Here is a 13951-nt window from a genome sequence, read left to right as displayed (position 1 = left end):
CGAAGGTGCGCGAATCGCGCGCGCGGGATTTGAAGCTGCCTGGTGCGACGACGATGAGAAGAGCGCGCTTCTCGGCGAAGTGGATGGCGCAATCGCCGCTCTCACCGCGGCCTGGGAGGGCGACGAGGCGCGATAGCGAACCTGCACGAGAAGGGCCTCCTTCGAAGAACGCAGTCGATCAAGACTGTGCGCGACGAAGAAGGCCCCTTCACAACACGGCGTGGTTTCGCACGCGTGAGGTGCTGCTAGGAAGCGATCGCCTCGGCGATCTTCGCGTCTCCCTTTTCGACTTCTTTCACCACGGCATCGAAGTCGCCCTTGTCGATGGCCTTGTCGGTCTTCTTAGTTGCCTTCTCGACGGCGGCATCGATGCGGTCCAGATATTTATCATCGATCACGGCGACGATCGCTGAAGAGCCAGCGGGCAACCACTCTTGTGCGTCTACGCCGATCTTCTTCTGCTCGTGGTGCTTCACGATGCCCGCGACTGCGGCTCCGATACCGGCGCCGACTGCTCCCGAAAGCAGAAGCGGCGGCGCGAACAGGCCCACGACGAGTCCGGCGACCGCACCGATTCCGGTGCCCTTGCCGACGACCTTGCCGCCGTGCTCCTTCGCCGAGACCTTGCCCTCTTCGTCACGCGACAGCACGATTGCAGCCACGACTGAGACGTCGTCGAGAGCCTTGACTGCAGCGAAGTCTTCTTGCGCTGCTGTCTCGTCGTCGTATGCGCCGATGAAAAGTGAGTAGTTGGGATCGGTCATGAGGATTCTCCTTGGTGCTCGTCTTACTCGACTTCGCTCATCGATAGTGGGCGAAGAGCTCGTGCGGGTTGTCGGCACTCGAGCGACTCCGTATCGCAGGCTCTCGCGGTGCTGACAGTCCGAAATCTACTCTCGGCAGATAGCGCATTCATCATGCGAATCGTGTGAGTGCGCTATGGATGCTTCGATGCGTTCCTGTGCGGGCACGAGCGCGACGCTCGGGGCTAGGGCGTAGTCAGCACCAGCAGCGGTTCGACGAGGGCAACCATCCACACAGTGAGCGCGACAAGGCCCCCGCCGACCAAGCATTTCCTTGGCGCGGGAACTGCTGCCGATTGGCAATCTTTGCGTGAGCTCTTGGCGTCGAGCTGTGGCCTTAGTAGCCCGTTGAAGCAAGTTTAAAGAGCTCGCAAGAGTGCCCATTGGGCGCTTGGTCGTGCGTTCTCACTACACGAACCTCGTCGGGTCAGGTGTATCGCGAGTGGTGTCGTCACGTTTGTCCGCGCAGGCAAGGCTTGACCTACAGCAAAGAATGCTGCCGGTGCGATCAGCACGGTGTTAAGCGTTACTTGACACCGTGCCGTGCTTCTGAAATTCTTTGGTAAACAGTCCCGCAGTCCAGTGGTCATCCGAAGGAGTTTCTATGTCAGACGCAGCTATCCGCCCAGAGATCGCGGCGATTGTCGCGAAAATCGACGAGTTGCGCCCGAAACTCATCGCCGGTGGGCGAGAGGGTGACCAGACGCGCCGCATCCCTGAGGACGTGTTCAACGCGGTCGCCGAAACAGGTGCGTTTAGCATCTCGGTGCCGACCAAATTTGGCGGTCTCGCCGCTAACACGCGCGAAGCGCACGCCGTGGCCCGGGCAATTGGCCGTGGCGATGGCAGCCTTGCGTGGGTCGACGGAATTCTCGACTCAGGCGCCTGGGTGCTGGGTCTCATGGATGAGCGGGCACAAGAAGACGTGTGGGGCGACGAGGGTGGAATCAACTCGTTCATCTCTATCGTGCTCGCCACCACTTCCGAAGCAGAGCCCGTTGATGGCGGCTATCGGGTCACAGGTAAGTGGGGCTATGGCACGGGCAGCATGCACGCCACCTGGTCGCTCCTCGGTATTCCGTTGAAGAACGAAAAGGGTGAAGTCGTTGACGCAGGGCTTGCGCTGATCCCGACGGCGGAACTGACCTACGAAGACAACTGGTATGTCGCTGGCATGAAGTCCACCGCCAGTGTGATGCAGATCGCCGAGGACGTCTTCGTGCCAGCGCACCGCGTCTTGCCGCTGACCGCGGCAGTAGAGGGCGGCTATCTGGGAGACAACCCCGAAGCCAGCTACAGCACGGTCTTTGTCCCTTCGCTGTTCATGAAACTAATCGGACCGCATCTCGGCATGGGCCGCGCTGCGCTTGACTTCGTCATTTCGAAGGCCGAGACCAAGGCCATTGCGTACACCGGATACGAAAAGCAAGCCGATTCGGCAATCTTCCAGACGGCGATTGCGAAGGCAGCGCTCGAACTGAACGCGGCAGAGCTCGTAGCCAAGGAAGTCAGCGACGAGATCTATGAGGCAACCGAGCGCAATTACTACGCTCCGTACGCGGAACGCATTGAAATGCGCGCCAAGGCTGGCTGGGTCGTCGAGACCATCACGCACATGATCAATGAACTGATCAACGCGCACGGTTCCGCTGGTTTCGCGGAAAACTCGGTGATCCAGCGCATCTGGCGCGATCAAGCCACCGCTGCACGCCACGGCCACACTCTCGGGGCGAGTGGATTCGAAGCGTACGGGAAGGTTCTCTTCGGTCGCGAAGACGACGCACGCTTCGTTTTGCCCATCGTCTAGGTCACCCCATGCGTACTCGGAGGGAAGGAGCAAGAAATGACTGATACCTTGCCCGCACGGTCGATTACTGGCGATGACTTTCGCTACGCCTTTCGAGCGCACCCCGCTGGCGTCGCCGTCATCACGGCTGATGCTGGCGATGGCCCCGTGGCGATGACGGTGAGCTCGGTCGCGTCGGTGTCGATGGATCCCCCGACGATCATGTTCTCGGCATCGGCGCTGTCATCGAGTACCCCTACCTTGCAGCGCGCTGACACGGTTGTGGTGCACTTGCTCTCCGCTGACGACATCGAGCTCGCGAAGCTGGGTGCTCGTAGTGGGGCAGAGCGCTTTGGCCCAGATGTCGATTGGGGGCGTCTGGCGACCGGGGAACCGTACTACCCCGGCGCTCATTGGCTTCGCGGGCAGATTACTCAGCGGGTTGACGTGAGTGGGGCAACCCTCATCATCGTCGAAGCGCTCGACGCAAAGCCGAAGAGCGACGGGGAAGAGAGCGACCCGGTTCCGCTGGTTTACCACAGCAGGCGCTGGCATCGCCTGAGCGATAAGTCCGAGTACGTCGATGGGCCGCCGTGTCCCTTCCTGCACGTCTACGGACGGGACGACTAGGGATCGCGCACTGGGAGACAAGAATCGAGCGCACGCGTGCCGGTGCGCGAAGGTTCCGTGAAACGCTGGGTGCACCGACTCACGGTAGTACTCGGTTTGCAGCTACACGAGGAGAAAAAATGACAAACGACCGCATCACTCACATTCCTGCACCCGTGGTTCCGGGGATCTCCGACAGCGTCCGCGTGACCAGCGGTGAACTCATTTTCATCTCGGGTCAGGTGGGGTTCGAAGAGGATGGCTCGGTGCCCGAAGACTTCGCACGCGCCATTGAGCTCACCTACGCTGAGCTCGAGCGCGCCCTCGCCGCGGCCGGGGCCACCTATGAAGACCTCGTGCGCGTCAACGTGTACATCACGGAGCTTGACCAAGAAAAGCTTGCCATCTGGCGTACGACCCGCAACTCTCTTGTTCGCGTTGCGGAGCCGTCTGCGAGCACGGTCATCGGCGTGCACTCGCTGTACAACGGCGCCACGATCGAGATCGACGCGATCGCGGCGGTCTAAGTCCTCGATGCAGGAAAACACTATGGCGCCCGTCGGTTTTCTCGGCCTCGGCAGGATGGGGTTGGCAATTGCCGGGCGGCTTTCCGTCGCCGGCGTTCCTCTCCAGCTCTGGAATCGGAGCTGGAGAGACTCCATGGACGCCGTGCTCAGCGACTGGGCGACCCGCGTGGACACCGCAGCAGAAGCGTTGGCGTCGCCGATATCGTTCTCTATGCTCGCCGATGATGATGCCGCTGAAGCGGTCCTGAGCAGAGTGAACCTCGGTACGTCAGAGCATGCACGTGTTCACGTGAATATGGCTTCTTTGAGTGTGCGAATGGGGGAGTTGTTGACCCGGCGGTGTGAAGAGGCAGGCATTGTCTATGTCGCCGCGCCGGTGCTGGGGCGCCCAGAAGTTGCAGTCGCTGGAAACCTCAATGTTCTTCTTGCCGGGCCCTCGCCCGCCCTCAACGAGGTTGAACCGCTACTTGCGTTGTTCAGCAAGGGCCGTTGGCCGTTGGGGGAGGTCCCACGGCAAGCCAACGCGGTGAAGATTGCGATGAACTTCATGCTTTTGCACGCCCTGGAATCTATGGGCGAAGGAATCGCGCTCGTGGAGGCAGAGGGGGTCTCGGCGGATGCTTTTGTCGATATTTTCACGAACACCTTCTTTGGCGGCATGGTGCACAGCATCTATGGCGGCATGATTGCCGAGCGTCGCTATTCTCCTGCCGGCTTCAGTATGGCCTTGGGGCTGAAGGATCTGAGCCTGGCCGAGCAGCTGGCAGCCGAGTCAAAGATCGATGTGGCCACGGCTCCGGTGCTCCGGGATCGATTCGAGACTGCGTTGGCGGATCCAGAGCTCGCCGATCTTGATTGGTCGGCAATCGCCGAGATCAGCCGTTCGCAGGGATCCGAAGGCTCGCCTTCGCCAGGTCGCTAGCTCTCCATCCGACCTTGCCGGCCGGGAGTCGGGTCGTCAAAGACGGCGGGATGCCTCATCAGCTCTAGACGACTGCGCCGGATGTGACGAGAAAGGGATTGCTCGGCCTCGTCGGCATCGCCGGCTCCAATGGCGTTGACGATGAGCTGATGGTCGTGATGCACGCTTCTGTTGTGACTCGCGTAGAAGAAGCGCGTGGCCGCCCGCCGGTAGTGCTGCGTGCGGTTCCACAGGTTCAGTACCGCCGCTCCGAGCAATGTCGTCGGGGCTGCGCGCAGGCAGGAGAGATGAAACTCGCGGTCTAGCGCGATGAACTCCTCCACATCGTCGGTGCGCTCCATGGCGTCGGCGAGCGTCTTGAGATGTGTCACGTCTGCGGCGCTCATCACCGGGACGTTGAGGCGGAGGAGGAGTGGTTCGAGGCGTTCTCGCATTTGGTACAGCTCTTCACACTCCGCCATGGTGAGGTGAGACACCCATGCCCCGGTGTTGGCGACGAGGACAATCAGCCCTTCCGCCTCGAGCATGCGAAGCGCCTCACGCACCGGTAGCCTGCTCGCCCCATGTTGCTCAGCGAGTTCGTCTTGTCGTACGCGCTCGCCGGGGGCGTATTCTCCGCTCAAAATCGCCTCGCGAAGGCTCGTCGCAATCATCGCTCCGGTGGAGCCGTGGCTTGCGCGAGCGGTCTGTGGTGTCGACGTCATAGGTGAGGATGCGCGGGGTGCCACAACGTGCGAGGGGCATCGTCCTCGTACGCCTTTCCGTTGGGGAAGCTCACGAGCTCGAACTGCATGCCCCACGGGCTGCGAAAGTAGATCCAGCGCTGTCCGGCGGCGGATTGGCGGCTCGCCGTAGGCTCGCCCATGACGTCGACGTTGTGTGCGCGCAAGTAGTCGACGGCGACATCCAGGTCATCGACGTAGAAGGCGATGTGGTGGCCGCCGATGTCGCTGTTGCGCGGTTGGGGGCGTTGTCCCTCAGCGGATTCGTAGAGGAAAACTTCAAAATTCGCGCCGTTACCCAGGCGGTAGAAATGAATCTCGCTGATCACCGTGCGGGGATGGACTCCTAAATGGGTGCGCATCCACTCGTCATCGGCTTGTCTAGCCCCGAGCTGATAAATCTCTTCGCACCCAAGGATGTCAACGAGAAAATGATGTGCTTCCTGCAGATCGGGCACCGTGAACCCGATGTGATCGACACCGCGCACGCCAGGGATACCGCGCTGAGAACTCATTGATCCATCGGCTCCTCTCTCGCTTGTCAGATTGTATCCAATTGTACATGCGGTGTACCCCGCGGTAAGGGAGGATCTGCGCTGACTCTGGCGCACTTTTGAGGTTTTGTATCCGACTAGCACTGCATTTCGGCGAAAATGCTGATTCATGGGTGCACAGACTGCTTTCATTGGATACAATCCTGATCTAAAGTCCGAAGCACGAAAAGGTTCCCACCGGAGCTGAGAGGGGCAACGATGCCAACAAAGACACGTCTGCACACGGGTGTGGATTGGATTGAGTTCTCCACAACCGCCGCGGACTGGAACCGCGCCGATCCCGCGCTCTTGGGCACAATGCTCGCGCAGCTCCACTTGATCCGGGCGTTTGAGGAGACAGTGCTGGAACTGGCGGGAGAGGGCCTCGTGCATGGTCCCGCGCACTCGAGCATCGGTCAGGAGGGCGGCGCGGTCGGCTCGATTGTGGGGCTTCGCTCCACGGACGGAGTGAACGGCTCACACCGTGGGCACCACCAATTTCTGGCGAAAGCGTTGACGCATGTGACGGACGGCGCCATCGACCCAAGTGCCCCTATCGGATCGAGGGTTCAAGCAGTCTTGCAGCGCACACTCGCCGAGATTCTTGGGCTGGCCCAGGGTTATTGTCGGGGACGCGGTGGTTCAATGCACCTGCAGTGGTTCGACGCCGGTGCCTTAGGGACGAATGCGATCGTCGGCGGCGGTGCCCCGATGGCGACCGGCAATGCATGGGCGCAAAAACACAGTGGCACGACGGATCTGACGATCAACTACTTCGGTGATGGCGCCGCTCAGATTGGCTCTGTTCTGGAGTCGATGAACCTCGCGGCGGCGTGGAATCTTCCGGTGTCGTTCTTTATCGAGAACAATCTCTATGCGGTCGCTACGGGCGCCGAGGAAATCACCGCGGACACTCGATTCTCGGTGCGCGGGCAGGGCTTCGGGATTCCGTCGTGGCGCGTGGATGGCATGGATCCCCTCGCCGTATATCTGGCAACGCAAGAAGCCGCCCAACACATGCGGTCGGGTGCGGGTCCTACCGTTATCGAAGCTGAGGTCTACCGGTTCTTTCACCAGAACGGCCCGTACCCGGGAAGCGCCTTTGGCTATCGGACCAAGGCGGAGGAAGAGGAATGGCACGCGCGCGATCCGCTCAAACTGGTCGCGACGCGGATGCAGGAGCGCGGATTGATCACGGCGGCCGACGTCGAAAAGCTCCGTGAGCGTGCGCAACAGGCTATGACCTATGCCGTAGCGCAGGTGGTTGAAGCCGATCCCGCGAAAGAAGGAAAGCGCAGAATCATGCCTGCGCTCTGGCCCGAAACGAGCTTTGTGAACGTCGGCGTGCGCGGTGATGCCAGCGAGTTGGACGGTCATGAGGGCGCGCCGACCGGCGGCGACACCCGGCAGGTGAAGTATGTGGACGCCGTCGCGCAAGTCATGGAGCGGCGGATGGCGCAAGACGAGCGCATTGTCGTCCTGGGTGAAGATGTTCACCGACTGAACGGTGGAACCAATGGCGCCACCAAGGGGCTCGCAAAGCGCTTCGGTGAGAATCGTGTCTTGGGTACTCCGATCAGTGAAAACGCCTTCTGCGGCCTCGCCGGTGGGCTCGCACTCGATGGCAGATACCGTCCGGTGGTGGAGTTCATGTACCCGGACTTCATGTGGGTTGCCGCGGACCAGGTCTTCAATCAAATCGGCAAGGCGCGGCACATGTTTGGCGGCGACAACGCGGTTCCTCTGGTGTTGCGCACAAAGGTTGCGATGGGCTCCGGCTACGGGTCGCAACACCTCATGGACCCGGCCGGTATTTTTGCCACCAGCCCGGGATGGCGCATTGTCGCTGCCTCCAACGCCACCGACTATGTCGGTCTGATGAACGCGGCGCTTGCTTTACAAGATCCCGTCCTCGTGATCGAGCACGTGGATCTGTACGGTCAGGCTGATCAGATCCCCGTCGGCGACCTTGATTACGTGATTCCCCCGGGGCACGCAGCACTGGTGCGGGAGGGTTCCGAAGTCACGGTTATCACGTACCTATCTATGGTCCGCCACGCGGTGCAGGCTATTGAGCAGACCGGTATCGATGCGGATCTGATCGACTTGCGTTGGCTGGACCGTGCATCAATTGACTGGGACACCATCGGTGAAAGCATCCGCAAAACGAATGCCGTGCTTATCGTCGAAGAGGGCGCGCAAGGTACCTCGTACGGAGGCTGGCTTGCCGATGAGATTCAACGACGCTATTTCGACTGGCTCGACCAGCCAGTGTCGCGGGTGACAGGGCAAGAGGCGTCGCCCAGCATATCCCGCGTGCTGGAGCGCGCAGCGATTGCCCGCACGGAAGAAGTTGTTGCGGGCCTTGAAGCGGTGCGCGCGGGATTCGGAGCATAGTCATGGCTGAAACCGTTCGTATGCCGGAAATCTTGGCGGGAGCAGCCGAGGGCGCAATTCAAACCTGGCTCGTCGCCCCCGGGGCAACCGTCACGGTAGGGCAACCGCTAGCCGAGATCGAGACAGATAAGGCGATCGTCGAGCTGATGGCCGAGGCCGCTGGAGTTGTTGCCCAACTTCTCGTGGGCGAGGGCGACAGTGTGAGCGTGGGCGAGCCGATTCTCGTTCTCGGGGCCGAGGGTGAGACCGTCGATGAAGTCGAACACGCGAGAGCGAAGGATGCCTCGGCACCCACTGACGCCGATCCTGCGGACGCACCTTTCGCAGCCGCCCAGGGCGCGGATGGCGCAGCGAGGACCGAAGGTGAAGATCGTGGGGGAGCATCCGCACCGTCAAGTCGTCTGTTTGTAAGCCCCTTGGTGCGGCGTCTTACCGCCGAGGCGGGGGTGGACCTTCAGGACCTTGAGGGGTCGGGGCCACAGGGCCGCATTGTGCGCCGCGACTTTGAGCGCCATATCGCGGACCAACGGCGCAGCGACGAGCACGCCCACGGTGCCGAGAAGATATCCCGTGATCTCGCGACCGTCGCGGGACCGAGTGCAGTGGCGCCGTTCGTTGATGAGCCGCTCAGCCGGATGAGAAGTGCGATTGCTCGCCACCTCACCGAGAGCAAGACGACGGTACCGCATTTCTATCTCGTGGCGGATTGCCGAGTCGACGATCTTCTCGCGCTACGAGAGAAGATCAATGTTGGCGCATCGCGCCGAATATCCGTTAACGACTTCGTTGTGAAGGCGGTAGCTGCGGCGATGCGTGAGGTGCCGGATGCCAACGCGATCTGGAATACCGAGAGTATTCGTCACCCTTCATCGGTGGAGATCTCCGTTGCCGTGGCGACGGAGGGCGGCCTGATGACGCCCGTTGTGCGCGGTGTCGACGCGATGTCGCTCAGCGAGCTCAGTGCAACCGTTGCCGAACTCGCGACCCGGGCCCGCGAGGGACAGCTCAAGCAGAGTGAGCTGGAAGGGGGAAGCTTTGCGGTGTCTAACCTCGGAATGTACGGAACTGACCAGTTCTCTGCCATCTTGAACCCGCCACAGTCCGGAATCCTCGCGGTGGGCGCGGCGCGGGCACAGCCCGTGGTCGATGATGACGGCCGGCTCGCGGTGGGCCACGTCATGAGTGTCACGCTTTCGGCCGACCATCGCGTGTTGGACGGCGCGGTTGCCGCGAAATGGCTTGCAGCGTTCCGTCGTTTCTTGGAAAACCCGCTCACTATCCTCGTGTGAGGCTGACGACACCAACGATGACCAATCTGGTGCCTAGTAGCTAAATCGAGCTCACCGTGTGCAGTGTTGTACAGTGAAGGTGCACGGTGGGGTGGGTGACGCGGTCACGATGACCGGGCGCCCACAAATAGTGCATTCCTCGGAGATCCAAAGATGTCGATTGAGAACGAGATTGGCGCGCGACTGCGTCAGAGACGAGAGACGCTGGGTGTCAGCCTCAGAAGCGTCGCGCACGCTGTGGGGGTATCCCCGAGCCTGATTTCGCAGGTCGAGACGGGAAAGACGCAACCGTCGGTGGCGACGTTGTACTCGCTCGCCAACTTCCTATCTATCTCGGTGGATGAGTTGCTGGGAATAGCGAACGACGAGCCTGTACAGTCCGCCTTACCGTCACAATCGTTGAATATTCAACGAGGCGTCGACAACCCTCTCATTGAGATGGAGAACGGTGTGCGCTGGGAACGGCTCGCGATGGGTGCTGGCGGGCCGGCGGATGCCCTTCTCGTGACCTATCAGCCCGGGGCATCGAGCTCACTGGAAGGCAAGCTTATGCGGCACGCGGGCGTGGAGTACGCCTACATGCTGGAGGGGACGATGACTCTCCAGGTGGAATTCGATTCTTACGAGGTCTCTCGCGGCGATTCCCTGCATTTTGACTCCTCGAGGCCGCACATGTTCGCCAACCACGGGCCGGTTCCTGCGACGGGAATCTGGTTCGTCGTGGGGCGGCGCGACGCCGGTGGTTCTCGTCGCGTCTCTAACGCCGCGATGCCTCGCACGCAGGCGAGGTCGGCGGTCGACATTCTGCAGCGCCTTGACGGCCTCGATGATGACGCGAGCTGACCTATCCCCGATAATCGCATCTAGCATTAACGCACAGTGTTCAGCTATGCTGAACGCGTAGCGAGGGTGCATCGGGCGCTCTCCCGCAAGGAGCACCATGAAGAGCACGGGCACTACGGGAACAAACGCCGTCGACTGGGAAGCGCGGGTCGACTTCGACCGCCTCCGAGATGATCGCCTGGCGCGGTTGCGCGCGCAGTTGCAGGCGTCCGACGCGGGAGCCGTGCTCGCCTTCGACTTCTCGAACATCCGGTACATGACATCGACTCACATCGGCACGTGGGCGATGGATAAGCTGATCCGGTTTAGCCTCCTGACGCGCAATACTGACCCCATCTCGTGGGACTTCGGCTCTGCGGCCAAGCATCACGCGCTGTACAACCCCTGGCTTGATGTCACATCGTCAGAGATGGATGCTGATCCGCACGCGCCACACGAGGGCACTAAGCGCCCCCGGTTGGAATCGGGTGCCCGAGCCGGCATTTCGACGCTCCGCGGCGCCTTCCCCCCGGATGCGGGAATCGCTGACGAAGTCGCGCGCAAGATCAAACGGGAGCTCGAGAAGTTCGGCGTCGCCAATGAACCGCTGGGCGTCGACGTGATCGAGCTTCCGATTCTGTTCGCTTTGCAGCGTGCCGGGATCCAGGTCGTTGACGGACAGCAGATCTTTATGGAGGCGCGCCGAATCAAGTCACACGATGAGATCCGCCTTCTCACGCAGGCGGCCTCCATGGTGGACGGCGCGTACGAGGAGCTCTATCGCTTCTTGCGCCCGGGAGTGCGCGAGAACGAAGCCGTCGGTCTCGTGGCAAAGACGCTGTACGACCTCGGGTCCGAGTATGTTGAGGGCGTCAATGCGATTTCCGGTGAGCGGTGCTCGCCGCACCCGCACGTCTTTAGTGATCGGCTCATCCGCCCGGGTGATCCGGCCTACTTCGATATTCTGCACAGCTGGAACGGCTACCGCACTTGTTACTACCGCACTTTTGCGGTGGGCTCCGCGTCGACTGCGCAGCGTGACGCATACACACGGGCGCGCGAGTACATGGACCGAGCGATTGCGCTTGTGCGACCCGGCGCGACGACCGCGGACATCTGTGCGGTGTGGCCCAAAGCGCAAGAGTTCGGCTTCGAGGATGAAGAAGCAGCGTTCGCGTTGCAATATGGGCACGGCGTCGGACTATCGATCTGGGAGAAACCGATCTTCTCGCGACTGACCTCTTTCGACCACCCGGAGGAGCTCCAAGAGGGCATGGTCTTTGCTCTAGAGACCTACTGGCCGTCGGCGGATGGTTGGGGCGCAGCGCGTATCGAAGAAGAGGTCGTGGTCACGGCGACAGGGTGCGAGGTCATCACCAAGTTCCCCGCCGAGGAGCTTCTGATTGCGGGACCTCGCTACATCGCCGTAGGCGGGCCACTCAAGAACGAGCGCGACTCGCAGTCCCACTTGAATACCAAGTGGGGTCGAGGCGATGCATAGTCGGACGCCCACGGGAGCGGATGCGCGAGCACGGTCGCAGCATCCCTCCACCCCGGGCCAATGAAGGGTTAGCGATCTGGGTATGACGTCTCACCTCACGAAGCCTCTGAACGACTTTCGAAGTTCGATTGGCCTACCCGTCGCGTTTGGTGGTGAGGTCGCACCCGACGGGTCCCACCTGGTGATCGACGAGTCGTACGGGCACGAGAGTCGCGGGCTGAGCGGTCTCGTGGTGCGAGCGGGGCAGGGGCTCGGTGGCCGGGCGGTTCGTACCGGCACAATGATGGCAGCCTCGGACTATCTGTCGGAGGCTCGCATTACCCACGAGTACGACCACGTGGTCGCGACAGAGTGTCTCCGCTCGATCGCCGTTGTTCCTGTGGTTGTCAATGGCACCGTGCGCGCGATGCTCTACGGGGCACTTCGTGCGCCTGTTGACATCGGTTCTGCGGTTCTTGATGACATGCGTCGTGTTGCAGAGCAGGCGGCGTTTGAGCTGACCGTTTCTGAGGAGGTCTCGCGTCGCGCGCAGGCCCTTGAGCACACGATGGCGCAGCCAGCAAAGGGCGGCTACGCAGCCGAGCGCATGGGCGGAGATGCGCTCGCTGAAGCGCGTGCGGAGCTTATCGATCTCGCGCAAATGGTAGGCAACATCGAGCTCCGCGCACGTCTCTCCGCGATCGCACGTCGACTAGATGGGGAAGGTCCCGCCAACATTCCGCGGCTTCTTTCGCCGCGAGAGGTGGACGTCCTCGCGCTTGTGGAGGCAGGGCTCACGAACAGAGAGATCGCCGGTCGGCTGATGATTGAGCAGGAAACCGTGAAAAGTTACCTGCGTTCAGCCATGCAGCGTCTCTCCGCTCGCAACCGGACTCAAGCGGTCGCGCTCGCTAGGAGTCGAGGCGAGCTGGCAGGGCAAGCGCTGCTTTCAGCTGTACTCCGATGAAGCGACGTGCACTGTTCGCGGTGTCGATAACGCCCGCCATATAGAAGAACGGGTGCACCATTCCGTTGAACCGTACAGAGGTGACCACGGTGCCGGCTTCGGCCATCGCTTGCGCATACGCTTCAGCTTGATCGCGAAGCGGGTCGCACCCCGCCGTAATGACGGTCGCAGAGGGGAGGTTTCCCAAGTCAGGGTTTAGTCCCGGCGCGAGGCGCACATCTTGACGATCGTGACCGTCGGTGTAAAGGGCGTAGAAGAACTCGAGATCTCGACGTGTGAGAAAGTGCCCCTCGGCAAAATCCCCCATGCTGCCAGTACTCTCCGATGAAAGCTCGGTGCCGGGATAGATCAGCGCCTGATGTACCAGCGCGGGCGTAGCTCCGCGCAATTGCTGGCAGGTAACCGTGGCGAGTGTCGCTCCCGCGCTGTCGCCTGCGATCGCGACCCGGGTGGCATCGATGGGGAGTGGTGATTCCCCGTTCAGCAGGGCTCGCGCGACGGCGAGTGCGTCATCGACGGCAGCCGGAAAGGGGGCCTCGGGCGCGAGCCGGTAGTCCACGCTGATGACAACGGCTTCGGAGTATGCGGCCAGATCCCGCGCCGTGGTGTCGGCGATTTCGAGGTCGCCGATAACCCATCCGCCACCGTGTAGGTAGATGACCGCGGGGGCGTCGTTCTTGATTTCGGTTGCGCTGTACGCGCGCACCGGCACCCCGGCGATCTGCATGTCCTGCACGAAGGCGAGGTCTCGGGCGTCACCGGTCAGCGGAAGCGCGTTGGACAGATCGGCGCGGTTCTGTTCTACCGAGAGGGTATCGAGCGGGGGAGCATCGGCCACAATGTCGAGAAATTTCTGCGCATCTGGATGAACGGGCATGGGTGTCTCCTCCGGGTAGAGCGAGTGCATCATCACGCGCACTGCTGTTGTGTTCGTTGAGGCTCACCAGGTGTGTTTCCTAGTGCGCGTCCTTGCAGATTAGTGCGCGCAAGTGTCGGGGGGGTTAAACCCCCCCGGGGGGGTGGTTGGTGTAGATGGTGTGTTGGGTGGGCGGGAGTGGTAGGCGAGGGGGTTGGCGCAAAAGGAAAACAAAAAA

13 protein-coding genes are annotated in these 13951 nt (G+C 61.6%); 9 read left to right on the top strand and 4 right to left on the bottom strand.

Annotated features, from left to right (window positions below; all coding sequences use genetic code 11):
- Nucleotides 1-245: 245 nt before the first annotated feature.
- A complete protein-coding gene (locus tag AB0O81_RS13820) occupies nt 246-764 on the bottom strand; it encodes a DUF1269 domain-containing protein (protein WP_363585226.1) in 519 nt (172 codons plus the stop codon).
- Nucleotides 765-1407: 643 nt separating this feature from the next.
- Here AB0O81_RS13820 and AB0O81_RS13815 point away from each other — a divergent pair.
- The 4 genes from AB0O81_RS13815 to AB0O81_RS13800 all read left to right on the top strand — a co-directional run bounded on the left by AB0O81_RS13815 (nt 1408) and on the right by AB0O81_RS13800 (nt 4647).
- A complete protein-coding gene (locus AB0O81_RS13815; protein ID WP_363585224.1) occupies nt 1408-2610 on the top strand; it encodes an acyl-CoA dehydrogenase family protein in 1203 nt (400 codons plus the stop codon).
- Between the two features lie 36 nt (nt 2611-2646).
- Nucleotides 2647-3219, top strand: coding sequence for a flavin reductase family protein (locus tag AB0O81_RS13810; RefSeq protein ID WP_363585222.1), 573 nt, complete (start codon nt 2647-2649; stop codon nt 3217-3219).
- Between the two features lie 119 nt (nt 3220-3338).
- The gene (locus AB0O81_RS13805; protein WP_363585220.1) at nt 3339-3725 is read left to right on the top strand and encodes a RidA family protein; all 387 of its coding nucleotides are present in this window, start codon (nt 3339-3341) and stop codon (nt 3723-3725) included.
- Between the two features lie 22 nt (nt 3726-3747).
- Nucleotides 3748-4647, top strand: coding sequence for an NAD(P)-dependent oxidoreductase (locus tag AB0O81_RS13800; RefSeq protein ID WP_363585218.1), 900 nt, complete (start codon nt 3748-3750; stop codon nt 4645-4647).
- On the opposite strand, the gene AB0O81_RS13795 is transcribed toward AB0O81_RS13800, so the two are convergent.
- Together AB0O81_RS13795 and AB0O81_RS13790 are read right to left on the bottom strand one after the other, a co-directional pair.
- Nucleotides 4644-5351 carry a GntR family transcriptional regulator gene (locus AB0O81_RS13795; RefSeq protein ID WP_363585216.1) on the bottom strand — a complete coding sequence of 236 codons (708 nt, stop codon included), beginning with the start codon at nt 5349-5351 and terminating at the stop codon, nt 4644-4646. The genes AB0O81_RS13800 and AB0O81_RS13795 overlap by 4 nt on opposite strands.
- Nucleotides 5348-5884: a VOC family protein gene (locus tag AB0O81_RS13790; protein WP_363585214.1), complete on the bottom strand. Its 537-nt coding sequence runs from the start codon at nt 5882-5884 to the stop codon at nt 5348-5350. Before AB0O81_RS13790 ends, AB0O81_RS13795 begins: the two co-directional genes overlap by 4 nt.
- Before the next feature lie 237 nt (nt 5885-6121).
- Here AB0O81_RS13790 and AB0O81_RS13785 point away from each other — a divergent pair, with 237 nt between their 5' ends.
- The 5 genes from AB0O81_RS13785 (at nt 6122) to AB0O81_RS13765 (ending at nt 12857) form a co-directional block, all read left to right on the top strand.
- Complete coding sequence (locus tag AB0O81_RS13785; protein ID WP_363585212.1) at nt 6122-8299, top strand: thiamine pyrophosphate-dependent enzyme; 2178 nt, start codon at nt 6122-6124, stop codon at nt 8297-8299.
- Nucleotides 8300-8301: 2 nt separating this feature from the next.
- A complete protein-coding gene (locus tag AB0O81_RS13780) occupies nt 8302-9588 on the top strand; it encodes a dihydrolipoamide acetyltransferase family protein (protein WP_363585210.1) in 1287 nt (428 codons plus the stop codon).
- Between the two features lie 153 nt (nt 9589-9741).
- Nucleotides 9742-10431, top strand: a complete 690-nt coding sequence (locus AB0O81_RS13775; protein WP_363585208.1) for a cupin domain-containing protein — start codon at nt 9742-9744, stop codon at nt 10429-10431.
- 97 nt (nt 10432-10528) lie between these two features.
- Nucleotides 10529-11911 carry a Xaa-Pro peptidase family protein gene (locus tag AB0O81_RS13770; protein ID WP_363585206.1) on the top strand — a complete coding sequence of 461 codons (1383 nt, stop codon included), beginning with the start codon at nt 10529-10531 and terminating at the stop codon, nt 11909-11911.
- 82 nt (nt 11912-11993) lie between these two features.
- Nucleotides 11994-12857, top strand: coding sequence for a LuxR C-terminal-related transcriptional regulator (locus tag AB0O81_RS13765; RefSeq protein WP_363585204.1), 864 nt, complete (start codon nt 11994-11996; stop codon nt 12855-12857).
- Here the strand turns inward: AB0O81_RS13765 and AB0O81_RS13760 are convergent.
- Nucleotides 12802-13734 carry an alpha/beta hydrolase gene (locus AB0O81_RS13760; RefSeq protein WP_363585202.1) on the bottom strand — a complete coding sequence of 311 codons (933 nt, stop codon included), beginning with the start codon at nt 13732-13734 and terminating at the stop codon, nt 12802-12804. The two genes, AB0O81_RS13765 and AB0O81_RS13760, sit on opposite strands and share 56 nt — an antisense overlap.
- Nucleotides 13735-13951 lie beyond the last annotated feature (217 nt).

Origin of the sequence: Microbacterium sp. NPDC076911 (assembly GCF_040687125.1) — a bacterium.
GTDB lineage: Bacteria > Actinomycetota > Actinomycetes > Actinomycetales > Microbacteriaceae > Microbacterium.
The sequence above is the reverse complement of the archived record's forward strand: the minus strand, read 5'-3'. Positions and strand labels throughout refer to the sequence as shown.